The following is a 16,088-nucleotide window of genomic DNA, read 5'->3' on the forward strand; positions in this document are numbered from 1 at the left end:
TTTACGACTGACGTATTCACTATGCAATTACAGGGGTTCCCGGTCAATTCTAGCGCCGAGCGAAACTCAAGGCGGGAAATACCGCAACGATCATCAAGATAGAAAAAATCAACCAGAAATACGTCCGATGTGTGTCGTAAGTGAATGCGTCGTTTGACCCACCACTCAAAGTGGCGTCAACAATTCCCACCCGACCGTAATCGAGCCCCGCAATAATGCGTCCATAAGGGTCTATGACGGCGGAAATCCCGGTATTGGCGCCGCGAATCACCGGCACGCCCGTCTCAACGGCCCGGACTCTCGCCTGCAGAAAATGCTGATAGGGGCCTGGCGTATCACCGAACCAGCCATCATTGGTCACATTCAGGATGGCGGCCGAGCCGGCCAGTCCCGGCGTCATCTCACCTGGGAAAATGATCTCGTAACAGATGAGAGGATAGAAGGTCTTGCCCGAAGGAAGCGTGAGCGGGGTGCGCGACGAGGCGGCGGAAAAGCCTCCCGGCAAAGCGATGACATTGTCGATGCCGAATTCCCGCAGGATACCTTCAAAGGGCACATACTCGCCAAAGGGCGTCAGATGCACCTTGTCGGTCGCGCCGATGATCTCGCCCTGGCTATCGATCGCATAGACCGAATTGTAATAACGCGGCGGGCGGCCTGCCCCCTGATCTTCCATTCTGACGGCACCGGTGAACAGCACCTGCCCATCCTCCAGCGTTTTGGCGATTTCCGCCAGAGCATCCGGATTCTGCGTCAGAATGAACGGCACGGAGGTTTCCGGCCAGACAATGATATCAGGGCGCTTTTTCCCTTCGCCCGGCGGCAGAGCCGAGAGCCGCAGATGCTCGCCGAAAATCTCCGCCCTGTCCGCGTTCAGCATCTTGCGTGACTGATCGATGGAAGGCTGCACGATCCGAACGGTCAGTGCGTCTGCGGGCACCTCCGCCGGCGTCTGGAGGCGGTAAAAGCCATACCCGAAATGGCCGACCAGCAGCAGGCCCGCCACGGCGAGACCGGGCCACATGCCTTTTTTCGTGCCTATCAGTGCGGTCGAGGCGAAAATGAAAACCGCAAGCGTCGTTATGCTGAAAAGGCCAAGCAGATGCACCGACTGCATCATGATCGGGACGGGCATGATGCCGTAGCCAATCGCGTTCCAGGGAAAGCCGGTGGCCAGGAAGCTGCGCAGCCATTCTGAAAAGCCGAACGCGGCAGCAAGTGCAGCGATACGGCCAAGGCCCTCCGACCAGAGGAGGTTGGCTGCGGCAACCGCAAAACCGTAAAACAACGCCAGAAAAGCGGGGAGGCCAAGAATGGCGAGCGGCAGTGCCCAGGCGAATTCATCGGCCTCCAGCAGGAGAGCATTGCCGAGCCACCATAGGCCCGCCACGAAGTAACCGAGCCCGAAACACCAGCCGATGCCGAAGGCCGGCATGATGCGGCTGAAGAGGCCGCCCCCAGGTTTGCCCGTGCAGCCGTCCACGAGCCAGACAAGCAGGGTGAAAGAGAAAAACAGCGCCGCGAAAAAGCCGAATGGAGGCAGAGCGAGCGCCCCGACCGCACCTGCAGCAATCGCCATAACTGCGCGGCTCATGCCGCCGGCCAGCATTACCCTGCCTGCAAGACGCTCCATGCCATCTCCGTTTATGCACGTCGGGAAAAGCCCGCAGCCGACAAGGCCGCGCCGCGGAATTTCCCCTCAGACCCGACGTAAAGGAAAAAAGATTCGCAGTCCACAGCAGGCATGGCGACCGAAGCGCCATGTGTTCTTTTCGACGCCGGACACAGGCATTCATAGCTGTCGGATTGAGAGATGTCGAAAGAAGGGCGCGACGGGGAAAACCCCGTCGACCTTTCTCAATCGGCATTATGCTGATGCGTGATGAGGCGAACAGCCGGCGCAGGTAGCGCAATCACCTCATTGGCGTCCGCTTCGCCCGGAGCGCGATCATCCTCACCTTCGGAGCCGTGATCCCGGACGATACGAACGCCCTTGATGCGCCTGCTATCCGCATCGAGTATCTGGAACTCGAAACCTGGAACGGCCCGGACCACCTCGCCCTTGGCCGGAATGCGGCCGAGCGCGAAGAAGATGAGACCGCCGAGCGTATCGATTTCCTCCAGGTGTTCACGAACATCGAATGCCGGACCAATCGCCTCGGCAAGTTCGGTGAGTTCCGCACGTGCATCCGCGACAAGCACATCGGCGGAAAGACGCGAAAACATCGCCTCGTCCTTGTCGTGCTCGTCATCGATGTCGCCGATGACCATTTCGACGATATCCTCGTGGCTGACGAGACCGTCGGTGCCGCCATATTCATCGATCACCAGCGCAAGCTGGGTTCTCTGGGCCTGCATCGTCTTCAAAAGGTCGGAAGCCAGCATGGAGGGCGGCGCAAAAAGAATTTTGCGAACCAGTCCGGCATCGGCGACTGTCTGCTCCAGATCGACACGTCCCAGGTCGAAATTCGGCCGCGGTGAACGCGGCGCCTTCACCTCACCGTAAGCAACGCTTCGCGAACCGGCCCGGCGTTTGTTGCGGGCCTGCTTGGCGACATAGGCCAGCAGATCGCGAATGTGGATCATGCCCTTCGGGTTATCCAGCGTCTCGTCATAGACAGGCATACGGGAACGCCCGGTTTCCTCAAAGAGGATCAGCGCCTCGCCGATCGTCATATTCTCATCGAGGCCATCAATATCCACGCGAGGGATCATGATGTCTTCGACCCGAACCTCGCGGAAACGCAGGATATTGTTGAGCATAGCCCGTTCTTCGGGCGAAAAGGCCGCACCGATTTCGGTGTCGTCCATCAGCGCGTCGGTCAAATCCTCGCGCAAGCGCTCGCCCTGAGATGGTTTCAGCAACCGTGCAATGCGTGACCAGATGGTCGATTTCGGTTTGGCATTGTAGTCCTGACGTAAGTGACTACTGCCCTCCTCCGAAGAGGACTGCTCGCCGTTTTCTCTGCCCTCATTGGCAGGTCGTGCAGAATGTTCGTTCATGGCTCCAGACAATATTTAAAGCGGTTCCTGACCCGCGTAAGGATCAGATAGGCCAAGCACCGCCAAAATGCGAGTCTCAAGCGACTCCATTTCTTCCGCTTCTTCCCCGTCCATGTGGTCATAACCGAACAAATGCAGGAACCCATGAACGAGCAGATGGGTCAGATGATCCTCGAAACTCTTCTCAAGTTCAAGGGCCTCGCGTTCAACCGTCTCGCGTGCGATAACGATATCGCCCAGCATGGGGCCTGGCATTCCGCCCGGCTCCAGCGGAAAAGCCGGGAAAGACAGGACATTGGTCGCCTTGTCCTTGTCGCGCCATTCGGCGTTGATTTCCCGGATATTTTCGTCGTCGGTGAAGACCAGCGACAGTTCCACCGGCATTTTCGGGAAGGGTTGGTCCTCTTCCCGCTTCAGAAAATCGACCGCCGCATCCAGCACCCTGATGGCAAAGGCAGCCAAGTCCTCTTCCGAAGACCAGCCTTCGGCCTCGACGCTGATTTGAATATCCAGAACTGCCATCGTCTTTATGTCAGTCGCCCTTCAGGAGGCTCTCATCCGGCACCGCCGTATGGGACTCATAGGCCCGGACGATACGCGCCACCATCGGATGACGAACGACATCGACATCCTTGAAGCGCACGACGGACACGCCTTCCACATCGCCAAGGATTTGCAGGGCCTCGACAAGACCGGATTTCACGCCGCGCGGCAAATCCACCTGGCTCGGGTCGCCGGTCACGATCATGCGGCCGTTCTCGCCAAGGCGGGTGAGGAACATCTTCATCTGCATGGTCGTGGTATTCTGGGCTTCGTCCAGAATAACGGCGGCATTGGCCAGCGTGCGACCGCGCATGAAGGCGAGCGGCGCGATTTCGATGACGCCCGCCTGAATGGCGCGCTCCACCTTGTCGCCCGGCATCATGTCATAAAGCGCGTCGTAAAGCGGGCGCAGATACGGATCGACCTTTTCCTTCATGTCGCCCGGCAGAAAGCCAAGACGCTCACCCGCTTCGACGGCAGGGCGTGAGAGGATGATGCGGTCAACCGCGCCGCGCTCCAGAAGCTGCGCCGCATGAGCGACGGCAAGATAGGTCTTGCCGGTGCCGGCGGGACCGACACCGAAAACCAGTTCGGATTGCTCCAGCGCCCGCATATAGACGTCCTGCGTCGGCGTGCGGGCAGCGATGGTCTTCTTGCGTGTGGAAATCTGCGCCATGGAAATCTTCGCCTTGCGTTCCATCGTCGGCAAGGTCAACTGGTCGTCCGCGGCCACAGCCATGCGGATCGCGCCTTCGACATCGGAAACCTCGGCGGTTCCGCCCTTGAGCAGCCGTTCATAAAGGAAATCCAGCGCCCGACGAGCCTGATTGGTGGCAACGACATCGCCGGTGATGGCGACGGAATTGCCGCGCGGTCGAGCGTCGATATTGAGGCGCTGCTCCAGGAGCTTCAGGTTCTGATCGAACTGACCGAATAGCTCTCCCGCTATCCTGTTATTCTCGAACGTGAGGACGAAGTGATTGGCGTCGGTCGCGGCTTGGCGTGGCTGGCGCGATGAATTTGATACCAATTCGTGTGCGTTCAAGCGGTCAGGCTCCTGTCCCAATCAGTGTCGGCTCCTCACTCTAACTGCCTGCCACCTCGGCAAACAAGCTGTTTGGACCCGTTGCGGTGATTCGTACATTAACAATGTCACCGATTTTCAACGTCTTTGCATCAAGATTCACGGATTGCAGCCAAGGAGAGCGACCTATCAACTGCTCAGGCATGCGACCGGGCTTTTCCAGCAACACATCCATGGTTTTTCCGACCAGCGATTCAGCAAATTCCTTCTGCTGCCGCAGCAACAGGGCCTGCAATCTTTCCAGTCGTTCGGCCTTCACCTCTTCCGCAACCTGATCGGTGAGATCGGCTCCCGGCGTGCCGGGGCGGGTGGAGTATTTGAACGAGAAGGCCTGCGCATATTTCACGGCCTCGACCATCGCCATCGTATCTTCGAAGTCGCGATCCGTCTCACCGGGGAAACCGACAATAAAGTCCCCCGACATGGCAATATCAGGGCGGGCGGCGCGGATTTTTTCGATAAGCTGGATATATTCCTCACTCGTATGGCGACGGTTCATCGCTTTCAGAATGCGATCCGAGCCGGACTGAACAGGCAGGTGCAGATAGGGCATCAGGATGCGCAGATCGCGATGCGCGCCGATCAGGCGCTCGTCCATGTCGCGCGGATGGCTGGTGGTGTAGCGAAGCCGCGCAAGGCCGGGAATTTCCGCCAGCCGGTAAAGCAGTTCGGCAAGGCCCCATTTCTCGGCCTTCGGACCTTCGCCCTGCCAGGCATTGACGTTTTGGCCCAGCAGCGTGATCTCGCGCACGCCAGCATCGACGAGCTTCATCGCCTCATCGACGATCTGGCGCACGGGTCGGGAGACTTCCGAACCGCGCGTATAGGGCACGACACAGAAGGTACAGAACTTGTCGCAGCCTTCCTGCACGGTCAGGAATGCCGTGACGCCGCGTGTCCGCAGTGTCGCTTTCTCCGCGACCGGCAGGTGCTCGAACTTGTCCTCAACCGCATATTCGGTCTCGATGACGCGCTCACCGCCGCGCACCCGCTTCAGGGCGTCGGGCAGGCGGTGATAGGTCTGCGGGCCGATGACAACATCGACGGCGGGCGCACGGCGCAGGATTTCCTCGCCTTCCGCCTGCGCCACGCAGCCGGCAACGCCGATCATGAATTCCCTGCCCTGCTCTTCGCGAGACTTTTTCATGTCACGCAGACGGCCAAGCGCGGAATAAACCTTTTCCGCCGCCTTTTCGCGGATGTGACAGGTGTTCAGTAGAACCAGATCCGCCTCGCCCATATCCTCCGTCTGAACGTAACCATCCTTCGCCAGCGCATCGCTCATGCGGACGGAATCGTAGACGTTCATCTGACAGCCATAGGTCTTGATGAAGACCTTACGGCTGCTTGCCCCATCGCGCGCGATGGATGCGGGCTGGCTGTTCGAACCCTCGCGGGCGATCATGGGTGCGGCGTCAAGGCCGAGCGTTTCCTGGGTCATGGCGGCTATCTAGTGTTTTTCCCGGCCAGATTAAACAGAAAAATGCCGGAAAAGCTACGATCTCGCTAATTCCGCCAGCCGCCGCGCAGGCTGAAGGCCAGCATGGAGCGGATGGCGGCGGCAATGTCGGTCGCCAGTCGTTTGCGGTTGTCGGTGCTGTGAAACGGAACGCTGTCACCGAACGTCACGTCGACATCGATGGCGCCGGCCCTGATGATGCCGAGCAGATGCGGCACGAGCGTGATGCTGCCCGGCCAGGCGGCGATGACGCGATGGTAACGCCCCATGGCCATGCCGTGCACCCTTGTATAGGCGATGGCGACCGGCTGGACATAAACCAGCTTGCCCGGCACCTGTTCAGCGGCGGTGGAGGCCGCGCCGAATAATGAGGATTTGACGGCGAGCATGCGGTTGCCGTCCGAGGTGGTGCCTTCGGGGAACAGGACGACAATTTCGCCATCCGCCATGCGACTGGCGATCTCGCTCACCTGCGCGCCGGTGCTGCGCTTCTGCTCACGCTGAACGAAGATGCTTTTCTGCAAGCGGGCGAGCCAGCCGAACACCGGCCAGTCCCGCACTTCGGTCTTGGCGATGAATACCACATCGGCAATGCTGCCCAAAACGAGGATATCCTTCCACGAGGCATGATTGACCGCCAGCATCAACGGTTTCGCCCGCTCCACATCGCCGTGCACATGAACGCGGATGCCCAGAACGTGGCAGGCGATGCGGTGCCAGAGGCGCGGAATGCGACGGCGAAGCCGCCAGTCGAAGGCAAGGCCCAGCAGTTGAAGCGGCAGCAAGACGAGCGTGACGATCAGGAGAACGACCGCAATATAGGCTGTCCGTAGCCAGATCATGGGAAAAACGCCCGCTCGTTCACCGGGGTCTCAACGTTCGCCTGGCTTCAACGGCACGCCGTAAAGTTCCAGCCGGTGATCCACGAGCTTGAAGCCGTGCTCACGGGCGATCTTTTCCTGAAGGGCCTCGATCTCGGCCGAATGAAATTCGATGACCACGCCGTTCTTCAGATCGATCAGGTGATCGTGATGTTCTTCGGGCACGGTCTCGTAGCGCGAACGGCCGTCGCGAAAATCGTGACGCTCGATGATGCCGGCATCCTCGAACAGCTTCACCGTTCTGTAGACGGTGGAAATCGAGATGCGGGGGTCCACGGCGGAGGAACGGCGGTAAAGCTCTTCGACATCGGGATGGTCGGCTGACTCCTGAAGGACGCGGGCGATAACACGGCGTTGATCCGTCATCCGCATGCCGCGTTCGGCACAAAGCTCCTCCAGCGTTTTCGAAAGGTCTGTCACGTCTTCTGGCCTTTTGAGACTTCCGGTTTGCGGCTTTCGCCGAAAAAATGCCTGTCGCAGGGAACTAGCGAAGATCGCGGCGCATGACAAGCGCCGTCGACTTCGTTCCATCCTTGGCGGTGTAATAGGCCTTGCGTTCCGCGACGGTTTTGAAGCCGAGCTTCTTGTAGAGCCCGACGGCGGAGGCGTTATTATTATCCACCTCGAGAAACATGGTTTCCGCGCCGCGCATCATCGCCTCGCGGATAGCCGACTGCATCAGACGCCAGCCGAGACCCGCGCGTGCGAACTTGTCGGCCACGGCAACGGTCAGGATTTCCGCCTCGCCCGCCACTTCCCGCGCCAGCACGAAACCACCGAGCGGCTTGCTGAAAAAGGCGTTGGTCTGGCGTGCGACAGCACCGAAAACAGCCCCTTGCGTGAGCAGGCCGGAAAACTCCCCGTCGTTCCACGGGCGCGGAAAGCGCAGCGCATGCAACTCCGCCACCGCGGCGCAATCCTCATGCTGCATCGGCACGATCTCGAAATAGGGTTTCCAGGTCAGATAGTCGTCAAACATAACAGGAATCGGGCATCACGGGAATCATTCGCACAGGCTGACGAATGCCCTATCAGGCAACGCCCTGACGTGCCAGCGCAAAACCGGTCTGCGGCCGGGCGTCCGGCCCGCGCAGATAAAGCGGCGAAGGTTTCGGCTGGCCAGCCGGCTTACGCGCAGCAGCACGCGCGACCGAAGCGACCGGGAAGTGATCCGGCCCCGAACCCGCCTCCAACCCCGCCAAAAGCGGCGCGGCTGAACCGATGACGACGCCGTCGAAACAGCTAGTGCCCGTTATGGCGTCGTCCAGAGACAGAAGCGCGGCATCGCGCAGCGGCGACCCATCTGCAGCGAATGTTTGGAGATAGGCTTCGCCGCGTTTGGCATCCAGCCCGACGGCCACGGGCCGGTCGGGATTTTCGAGCAGATGATGAAGCGCCAGCGTTTCAAGCGTGGTGACGCCCACGGCCTCGACGCCGAGTGACAGGGCAAAGCCGCGTGCGGCGGCGACCCCGACGCGGATACCGGTGAAAGACCCCGGCCCGATCGTCACGGCAATGCGTTCTACATTCTGGAGCGACAGTTGCGCCTGCTCCAGAGCGCCGTCGATCACGGCCATCAGCCTTTCGGCATGGCCCTTGCCGATCGTTTCGCAGACCTCTCCGAGCACCCTGTCAGAGGTGCTGTCATAAACGCAGGCGGAACAATCCACACCTGAGGTGTCGAGTGCAAGAACAATCATGATGGCCTGGCTTGCGCTTTTATACCGCTTCGACTTCGCGCACTTCCGGCACGAAATGGCGAAGCAGATTCTGAACGCCGTGTTTCAGCGTGGCAGTGGAGGACGGGCAACCCGAGCAGGCGCCCTTCATGTTCAGGAACACCGTACCATCGCGGAAACCGCGGAAAGTGATATCGCCGCCATCCTGCGCCACAGCCGGGCGAACGCGTGTATCCAGCAGTTCCTTGATGGTGGCGACGATGGTTTCGTCGCCCTCTTCGAAGAACTCGCCTTCCTCATCCGAGACTTCGGCCGCAATCGCGGTGCCCATGATCGGCCGGCCGGACATGAAATGTTCCATGATCGAGCCGAGGATGGCAGGCTTAAGATGCTGCCATTCCGCATCGTCCTTGGTGACGGTGATGAAATCAAAACCGAAATAGACCCCGGTCACACCCGGAATGGTGAAGAGGCGTTCCGCCAGGGGCGAGGCCTGCGCCTGCGACGCATTGAGAAATTCCGCTGTGCCGCTTTCCAGCACCACCTTGCCGGGCAGGAACTTCAGCGTGGCGGGATTGGGCGTGGCTTCCGTCTGAATGAACATCGTCGTCTCCTTCGAGGTCGCGATCCACGCCCCGTAATTTAGAATTCTTCCAAAAAATACGCCCGGCGAAGCTACACTTCAAGCCCTGACATGATAATTACATTCAAGAAATCGTCAGCCCCTAAATCTTGTCCGGGACCCGGATCAGCAAAGCGCGTCGATTTCCTCGTCCGACAGCGTATCCGGCAGCACGGTGACGGGGATCGGGAAGGCTGCCCCTCGCCCGGCGATGGAGGAAACGAGCGGTCCCGGCCCTTCTTTGGTCGATCCCGCCGCCAGAACGAGAATCGCGATATCGCGGTCTTCCTCGATCAACCCGTGGATCTGCTCGGTTGCGCTGCCTTCGCGGATCACCGCTTCCGGCTCGATGCCGATGGTCTCACGAACCTTCTGGGCAATCTTCGCAAGCGTGGCTTCCGCCTCCTCCCGCGCCTCGGCCCGCATTATCTGCTCGACACCCAGCCATTGCTGGAAATCGCCTTCCGGGATCATGTAGAGCAGCACCAACCCGCCATTGGAGTTCTTGGCGCGACGACCGGCATAGTGCACGGCCCTTTCGCATTCCGGTGTGTCATCGATAACAGCGAGAAACTTGCGACGATGCCCTTCCAGACGCGACAGCCGTTTTGAAACCATTCCGCACTCCCTTAGGTCCGCCGTGATCCGAGAAACCGCCCGACGGTTCGGGCGGAGATTATATCAAATCACGGCAGGCGCAAACCGCCCGCCGCATTCGCGCAGCAGCGACCTGTCAGCGCAGGAAGCCGATGATGTCGCGCACCTCGTTCATCGTCTTTTCGGCAATGGTGCGCGCCCGCTCGCCGCCTTGGCTGAGGATGGCGTCGATATGGGTCGGGTCATCGAGAAGGCGGCGCATCTCGTTGTTGACGGGGGCCAGAACATGGACGGCAAGCTCCACGAGGGCGGGCTTGAAGGCCGAGAACTGCTGTCCGCCGAATTCGGAAAGAACATCCGCCTTGGTCCTGTCGGAAAGCGCGGCATAGATGCCGACGAGGTTTTCCGCCTCGGGGCGCCCCTTCAGGCCTTCCACTTCGCTCGGCAGCGCGTCCGGATCGGTCTTCGCCTTCTTGATCTTCTTCGAGATCGCATCGACATCATCCATCAGGTTGATGCGCGACAGATCGGAGGGATCGGACTTCGACATCTTCTTGGTGCCGTCCTTGAGCGACATCACGCGCGGCGCCGGACCACCGATCAGCGGTTCCACCATCGGGAAATAGGCGTGCACCGGCTCATCGCCGACCGTGATGTCAAGGCCAAGCCCGGCCTTGCGGATATGATCGCCGAAATCGATGTTGAATTTCTGGGCGATATCGCGGGCAAGTTCCAGATGCTGTTTCTGGTCGTCGCCGACAGGAACGTGGGTGGCGCGGTAGACGAGAATGTCGGCGGCCATCAGGCTCGGATAGGCGAGCAGGCCAAGCGAGACCTGCTCGGCGTTCTTGCCGGACTTGTCCTTGAACTGGGTCATGCGCTCCATCCAGCCGATGCGCGCCACGCAGTTGAACACCCAGGCCAGTTCCGCATGCTGCGGTACGGCTGACTGGTTGAAGACGATGTGCTTCACGGGGTCGATGCCGGCAGCGATGAAGGCGGCCGCAATCGAGCGGGTCTGCGCCTTCAGGTCGGAGTGAACGAGCTGAGCGGTGATGGCATGCATGTCGACGACGCAATAGATGCAGTCGTTATCTTCCTGCAGCGCCACGAACTTGCGGATGGCGCCGAGATAATTACCGAGATGCAGATTGCCGGTCGGCTGGACGCCCGAGAAAACCAGCGGCTTGAATGCGTTCATTGTCGTCCTCGAAAAAGGCTTGTGGAGGGCCCCGCCCCGTGATTGGAATTGCACGCGCGCTTATGCACCCGCAGCCCCCAGCAATCAAGCGGTTTCAGGGCCTGTCAGCCACGCGGCTGAAGAAGATCCCAGCGATTTCCATAGGGGTCGGTGAAGACCGCGACGGAACCATAAACCTCATGGCGGGGCTCTTCCAGAAAGCGCACACCGCGCGCAATCATCGTTTCATAGTCACGTGCAAAATCGTCGGTATGCAGGAAAAATCCGACGCGCCCGCCGGTCTGGTTGCCGATGGCAAGCGTCTGCGGCTCACCATCCGCCTCGGCAAGCAGGAGGCCGCCGCCCTCGGTTCCTTGCGGCTTCACCACCAGCCATCTTTTGCCGTCGCCAAGCGGCTGATCGGAAAGGCATTCAAATCCGAGAACGTCGCAATAAAACGCCTTCGCCCGGTCGTAATCATCCACGACAAGCGTAACAAGCGCGATACGGCGGTTCTCGGCAAAGCACATCAGCCCGCCTCCGTCTCGATGTTCTTATTGCCGCGCTTGCGGATGGCTCGTTTGACCATGCCGATATCGGCGCCGCCGGAAACGAAAGCGAGCACGAAATAAACCAGCATGGCCGTAAAGATGAGAGCCATGATGGTCCCCGCACGCACGAAAATGGACGAGGCCGACGACAGCTCGAACCTCAGCCAGGTCAACGCATAGTGCACGAAGCCGGCCATCAGGGCGGCGGCCAGCAGCAGGCGCGGAATGCGGGTGAGCAGCGGAATATCCACATGCCAATGCCCACGCCACAAAAGCATGCCGAACAGCAGGGCGGCATTCACCCAGCCGGCGGTAATTTCGGCAATAGCGATGCCCGGACCGCCAAGACGCGGGAAAAGCGTCAGCGCCAGGGAGATATTCACGACAACGGAAATCGCCGCGAAGATCATCGGTGTCCGCGTATCCTCGCGGGCGAAAAAACCCGGAATGAAGGCCTTGATCAGCACGAAAGCGGGCAGGCCCAGACCGTAAATGCCAAGGATTTGCGCGACGGTGACGGTGGCCGAAGGCGAGAAGTTGCCGCGTTCGTAAAGAAAACGAACGATAGGTTCCGCCATGACCAAAAGGGCGGCGGCAGCGGGCAATGTCAGGAACAGTACGAATTCGACCGAGCGGTTCTGCAGGCTTCCCGCCTCCACCATGTGCCCGCCGCGCAACGCCCGCGCCAGTTCCGGCAGAAGCACGGTGGCCACCGCGATGCCGACAACACCGAGCGGCAGCTGGTAAATCCGGTCGGCATAGGCAAGCGAGGAGATCACGCCTTCGCCGGCCGATGCGATATTGGTGTTGATCAAAAGATTGATCTGGGTGATGCCGCCGGTGATGGCTGCCGGCAGGGCAAGAACCAGAAGGCGCTGCACGTTCTTCGTCAGCCGCGGCCTGCGGAAACCGATGCGCATGCCGGCATTGCGCACGGCGATCCAGACGATGGCGAGTTGCACCAGACCCGCCGCCATCACGCCCCACGAGAGCGCATACCCCACCTGCAAAGGATCATAATTCTTCCACCATGCCAAGGCGAGCACGCCGATGAGGATGATGTTTAGAAAGACAGGTGCGATCGCGGCCGCGAAATAACGGTGCAGCGAGTTCAACATGCCGCCCATCATCGCCGCCAAAGACATGCAGGCGAGATAAGGAAACATGATGGTGGCGAGATGAACGGTGTTTTCGAATTTCACCGGGTCTTCCAGAAAGCCCGGCGCAATCACGGTGCGCACGATGAACGGCATCGACAATTCCATCAGAATTGTCAGGGCCAGAAGCACGGTGAACAGAACGCCGAAGACCTCTTCGGAAAAACGTCTTGCGCCCTCCATGCCGTTCGCCTCGATCTCCTTGGCGAAAAGCGGCACGAAAGCCGAGTTGAACGCACCTTCGGCAAAAAGCCGCCGAAAGGTGTTGGGAAACCGGAACGCGGCGTTGAAGGCGTCGGCCACAGGCCCCGTGCCGACGGCGGCGGCCATCAGGGTTTCGCGCAGGAAGCCGAAAATGCGGCTGCCGAGCGTAGCGGTGCCAACGGTAGCGAACTTGCCGATCAGGCTCATGATATCAAGCCTTCGCCGTGCGCGCGGCCGGCAGAGCCGCCACGTCTGGATGGGCGATGATGCCGTTCGGCATGCGGTCGCGCAATTCGTCTTCCTGCTCGCTCATCACAGCCTTCAAGCGCTGCGCAATACTGGCCTGCCGATTATCATTCGTCACCTTCTGGCCGAAGAGGTCAGTCACATAAAAGGTATCGATGACCTTTTCGCCGAAGGTGGTGATACGGGCGGAGTGAATATCGAGCGACAGATCGGCGATAACGGCCGTCATATCCGCCAGAAGCCCCGGCCGGTCGAGGCACTCGACCTCGATGACAGTGAATTTATTCGAAAGCCCGTTGGAAATGATGACCGACGGCGGAATGGTGAAAGCGCTCTTCTTCTTGCGGCTTTTAGTGCGCGTGGCGATCATTTCCGGGAGGCGCTGCTTGCCGGACAGGACCTCCTCGATGAGCTTGCCGATATTATTACCGCGCCGTGTCTCGTCCTCATCGATCGGAAATTCGCGATTGATGAGGATCGTATCCAGCGCCCGCCCGTCGGACGTCGTGAAGATTTGCGCATCGGCGATGTTCGCGCCCGCCGCCGCACAGGCGCCGGTGATGATGGATAGCAGGCGCGGATGGTCCGGCGCCAGTACGGTGATTTCGGTGATGGCATGGAAGGAGTGGGTGCGCACCATGGTTGACAGCGCTTTTTCCTGCTTGTCGGCCTCGCGGATGAAGCGGGTGTGTCGCACCTGATCTTCCAGCGCCACCGTCAGCAGATAGGGCTCATAGTGCAGCTTGGTGTATTTGCGCCGCGCCTTCTGCCCCCAATCCTCAAGGGCGTCGTATAGCGCCTGCCGGGCGATCTGCGCGCGCTCCTTGCGGGAGACTTCCGAGAAACCGCCTGACAGTAGCAGTTCGGTCTCGTAATAGAGCGAACGCAGCAGCTGCCCCTTCCAGCCGTTCCAGACGCCCGGGCCGACGGCGCGAATATCGCAGACCGTCAGGATGAGCAACATCTTCAGCCGCTCCATGGACTGCACCTTGTCGGCAAAATCGGTAATAGTCTTGCGGTCGTGCAGGTCGCGCGTCTGGGCGACCATGGACATCAAAAGATGCTGCTCGATCAGCCAGACAACCGTTTCGGTCTGTTTGCCGGTGAGGCGGAAACGCTGGCAGAGCTTGCGGGCGACGCGGGCACCGGCAATCGAATGATCCTCCTGCCGGCCCTTCGCCACATCGTGCAGCAGCACGGCCACATAAAGCGCCTCGCGTTCCTCGACGCTTGGCATCAACTGGTTGGCGAGCGGGTGGGCGTCGACGGCCGTTCCCTTGTCCACTTCCGACAGCACGCCGACGGAGCGGATCAAATGCTCATCCACCGTGTAATGATGATACATATTGAACTGCATCATCGCGACGATCTTGCCGAATTCGGGGATGAACTTGCCGAGAACGCCGGCCTCGTTCATGCGGCGCAGGGTCAGCGCCGGATCGCGCCGGGACGTCAGGATCGACAGGAAAAGCCGGTTTGCCTCTTCGTTTTCCCTCAACCCGTCATTGATGAGCGACAGTGAGCGCGTGACGACGCGAAGCGCATCCGGATGCAGTTCGAGATTGTTGATATCGGCAATGTGGAACAGCCGGATCAGATTGACCGGATCGTTCTTGAAGACATCCGGTTTGGCCAGCGCGATGCGGCCGCGATCCTCAACGAATTCCACCGAGCCGGGAATCTTGCGCACACGGTGGGCAAAGCGGCTGAGGACGCCGGAAAGACCGGGCACGTCCTTCGCCTGCCGGTCTTCAAGTGCGGCGCAGACGATACGAGTCAGGTCTCCGACGTCCTTCGCCACGAGGAAATAGTGCTTCATGAAGCGTTCGACAGCGGAAAGGCCGGGGCGCGACTGATAACCCAGCGCATCTGCGATTTCGCGCTGAATGTCGAAGGACAATCGTTCCTCGGCCTTGTTGGTGATGAAATGCATCTGGCAGCGAACCGCCCAGAGAAAATCATCGGCCTTTTCGAACAGCTTGAGTTCGGGTCTGGACAGGACGCCAAGCTTGACGAGATCGGCCGTATCACGAACGTGGTAATAATATTTGGCGATCCAGAACAGCGTGTGCAGATCACGCAACCCGCCCTTGCCTTCCTTGACGTTCGGCTCCACCAGATAACGGGTATCGCCTGCCTTGCGGTGGCGCTGGTCACGCTCGGCGAGCTTCGCGGCGATGAATTCCGGGCCGGTGCCGGTAACGACTTCCGACTCGAAGCGTTTTTCGAGATCGTCGGTCAGGGATTTTTTGCCGCAGATCGCACGCACTTCCAGAATGGCGGTGCGGATCGTCATATCTGATTTGGAGAGGCGGATGGATTCATCCACCGTGCGGGTGGCGTGTCCGACCTTGAAGCCGAGATCCCACAGCAGATAGAGCACGAACTCCACGGCTTTGTGCATATCCGGCGTATTCTTGGCCGGCAGCAGGAACAGGAGGTCGATGTCCGATCCCGGCGCCAGCGTGCCGCGACCGTAACCGCCGACCGCAGCGACGGCAATCTGTGGCGCATCTTTCGGATAGACATATTGGCAGGCGAGATCATAGAGGATTTCGATCAGCCGATCCTGAAGCCAGGAGAGACGTCTGGCGCAATCGATGCCGCTGCCATCGGCTTTCAGCAGATCTCTGGCCTTTTCCCGACCTTCCGTACTGGCCCTGCGAAAGATCGGCAGCAGATCGGAGCGAATATCGGCAATGCGTTTGCCGTCTTCCCTGAAGATGATGTCGCATTCGCGCTTGAGCGCCGATACATCGAGAATGTCGGAAAAATCCAGGTCCTTGATGGCCATCTATGCCGGTATCCATGTCCTGTGGGAAATCCCACCACTTGCGATGGGAGTGTCCTATAGCGAGTTTTAAAGGCGATGGACAGGCAAT

General features: G+C 59.9%; 15 protein-coding genes. All 15 read right to left on the reverse strand.

Translation table 11 applies throughout. From position 1 onward, the window contains the following. Positions 1-49: 49 nt before the first annotated feature. The 15 genes from lnt to AGR1_RS11665 all read right to left on the reverse strand — a co-directional run bounded on the left by lnt (position 50) and on the right by AGR1_RS11665 (position 16,000). The gene (gene lnt / locus AGR1_RS11595; RefSeq protein WP_149146960.1) at positions 50-1,633 is read right to left on the reverse strand and encodes an apolipoprotein N-acyltransferase; all 1,584 of its coding nucleotides are present in this window, start codon (positions 1,631-1,633) and stop codon (positions 50-52) included. Positions 1,634-1,857: 224 nt separating this feature from the next. Further along, positions 1,858-3,003, reverse strand: coding sequence for a hemolysin family protein (locus tag AGR1_RS11600; RefSeq protein ID WP_149146961.1), 1,146 nt, complete (start codon positions 3,001-3,003; stop codon positions 1,858-1,860). A 15-nt stretch (positions 3,004-3,018) separates the two neighbouring features. After that, the gene (ybeY, locus tag AGR1_RS11605; RefSeq protein WP_149146962.1) at positions 3,019-3,525 is read right to left on the reverse strand and encodes an rRNA maturation RNase YbeY; all 507 of its coding nucleotides are present in this window, start codon (positions 3,523-3,525) and stop codon (positions 3,019-3,021) included. Positions 3,526-3,535: 10 nt separating this feature from the next. Next, on the reverse strand, positions 3,536-4,591 hold the full coding sequence (locus AGR1_RS11610; protein WP_077984425.1) for a PhoH family protein: 1,056 nt from the start codon (positions 4,589-4,591) through the stop codon (positions 3,536-3,538). A gap of 40 nt (positions 4,592-4,631) precedes the next feature. Beyond that, positions 4,632-6,035, reverse strand: coding sequence for a tRNA (N6-isopentenyl adenosine(37)-C2)-methylthiotransferase MiaB (miaB, locus tag AGR1_RS11615; RefSeq protein ID WP_149147340.1), 1,404 nt, complete (start codon positions 6,033-6,035; stop codon positions 4,632-4,634). A 101-nt stretch (positions 6,036-6,136) separates the two neighbouring features. After that, positions 6,137-6,931, reverse strand: a complete 795-nt coding sequence (locus tag AGR1_RS11620) for a 1-acyl-sn-glycerol-3-phosphate acyltransferase (protein WP_149146963.1) — start codon at positions 6,929-6,931, stop codon at positions 6,137-6,139. Between the two features lie 30 nt (positions 6,932-6,961). Then, positions 6,962-7,390 carry a Fur family transcriptional regulator gene (locus AGR1_RS11625; protein WP_077984423.1) on the reverse strand — a complete coding sequence of 143 codons (429 nt, stop codon included), beginning with the start codon at positions 7,388-7,390 and terminating at the stop codon, positions 6,962-6,964. A gap of 64 nt (positions 7,391-7,454) precedes the next feature. Continuing rightward, positions 7,455-7,949, reverse strand: coding sequence for an N-acetyltransferase (locus AGR1_RS11630; RefSeq protein WP_077984422.1), 495 nt, complete (start codon positions 7,947-7,949; stop codon positions 7,455-7,457). A gap of 52 nt (positions 7,950-8,001) precedes the next feature. Beyond that, entirely contained in the window at positions 8,002-8,670 is a 669-nt protein-coding gene (tsaB, locus tag AGR1_RS11635; protein WP_149146964.1) for a tRNA (adenosine(37)-N6)-threonylcarbamoyltransferase complex dimerization subunit type 1 TsaB, read from the reverse strand. Positions 8,671-8,689: 19 nt separating this feature from the next. Continuing rightward, positions 8,690-9,253, reverse strand: a complete 564-nt coding sequence (locus tag AGR1_RS11640) for a NifU family protein (RefSeq protein ID WP_077984420.1) — start codon at positions 9,251-9,253, stop codon at positions 8,690-8,692. A gap of 144 nt (positions 9,254-9,397) precedes the next feature. Further along, entirely contained in the window at positions 9,398-9,889 is a 492-nt protein-coding gene (locus tag AGR1_RS11645) for a universal stress protein (RefSeq protein WP_003503758.1), read from the reverse strand. A gap of 115 nt (positions 9,890-10,004) precedes the next feature. Next, positions 10,005-11,069, reverse strand: coding sequence for a tryptophan--tRNA ligase (gene trpS / locus AGR1_RS11650; protein ID WP_149146965.1), 1,065 nt, complete (start codon positions 11,067-11,069; stop codon positions 10,005-10,007). Between the two features lie 104 nt (positions 11,070-11,173). Next, positions 11,174-11,578: a VOC family protein gene (locus AGR1_RS11655; protein WP_149146966.1), complete on the reverse strand. Its 405-nt coding sequence runs from the start codon at positions 11,576-11,578 to the stop codon at positions 11,174-11,176. Beyond that, a complete protein-coding gene (gene murJ, locus AGR1_RS11660; RefSeq protein ID WP_080791488.1) occupies positions 11,578-13,167 on the reverse strand; it encodes a murein biosynthesis integral membrane protein MurJ in 1,590 nt (529 codons plus the stop codon). The genes AGR1_RS11655 and murJ overlap by 1 nt, the downstream gene beginning before the upstream one ends. A 4-nt stretch (positions 13,168-13,171) precedes the next feature. Then, entirely contained in the window at positions 13,172-16,000 is a 2,829-nt protein-coding gene (locus AGR1_RS11665) for a [protein-PII] uridylyltransferase (RefSeq protein ID WP_149146967.1), read from the reverse strand. Between the last annotated feature and the right edge of the window lie 88 nt (positions 16,001-16,088).

It is taken from the genome of Agrobacterium sp. B1(2019) (genome assembly GCF_008274755.1).
Taxonomy (GTDB): Bacteria; Pseudomonadota; Alphaproteobacteria; order Rhizobiales; family Rhizobiaceae; genus Agrobacterium; species Agrobacterium salinitolerans.

Bases quoted from the DNA above. Each gene is read 5' to 3' on its own strand.
- lnt (WP_149146960.1), bottom strand. From the start codon at position 1,633: ATGGAGCGTCTTGCAGGCAGGGTAATGCTGGCCGGCGGCATGAGCCGC.
- AGR1_RS11600 (WP_149146961.1), bottom strand. From the start codon at position 3,003: ATGAACGAACATTCTGCACGACCTGCCAATGAGGGCAGAGAAAACGGC.
- ybeY (WP_149146962.1), bottom strand. From the start codon at position 3,525: ATGGCAGTTCTGGATATTCAAATCAGCGTCGAGGCCGAAGGCTGGTCT.
- miaB (WP_149147340.1), bottom strand. From the start codon at position 6,035: ATGATCGCCCGCGAGGGTTCGAACAGCCAGCCCGCATCCATCGCGCGC.
- AGR1_RS11620 (WP_149146963.1), bottom strand. From the start codon at position 6,931: ATGATCTGGCTACGGACAGCCTATATTGCGGTCGTTCTCCTGATCGTC.
- AGR1_RS11630 (WP_077984422.1), bottom strand. From the start codon at position 7,949: ATGTTTGACGACTATCTGACCTGGAAACCCTATTTCGAGATCGTGCCG.
- tsaB (WP_149146964.1), bottom strand. From the start codon at position 8,670: ATGATTGTTCTTGCACTCGACACCTCAGGTGTGGATTGTTCCGCCTGC.
- AGR1_RS11640 (WP_077984420.1), bottom strand. From the start codon at position 9,253: ATGTTCATTCAGACGGAAGCCACGCCCAATCCCGCCACGCTGAAGTTC.
- AGR1_RS11645 (WP_003503758.1), bottom strand. From the start codon at position 9,889: ATGGTTTCAAAACGGCTGTCGCGTCTGGAAGGGCATCGTCGCAAGTTT.
- trpS (WP_149146965.1), bottom strand. From the start codon at position 11,069: ATGAACGCATTCAAGCCGCTGGTTTTCTCGGGCGTCCAGCCGACCGGC.
- AGR1_RS11655 (WP_149146966.1), bottom strand. From the start codon at position 11,578: ATGTGCTTTGCCGAGAACCGCCGTATCGCGCTTGTTACGCTTGTCGTG.
- murJ (WP_080791488.1), bottom strand. From the start codon at position 13,167: ATGAGCCTGATCGGCAAGTTCGCTACCGTTGGCACCGCTACGCTCGGC.
- AGR1_RS11665 (WP_149146967.1), bottom strand. From the start codon at position 16,000: ATGGCCATCAAGGACCTGGATTTTTCCGACATTCTCGATGTATCGGCG.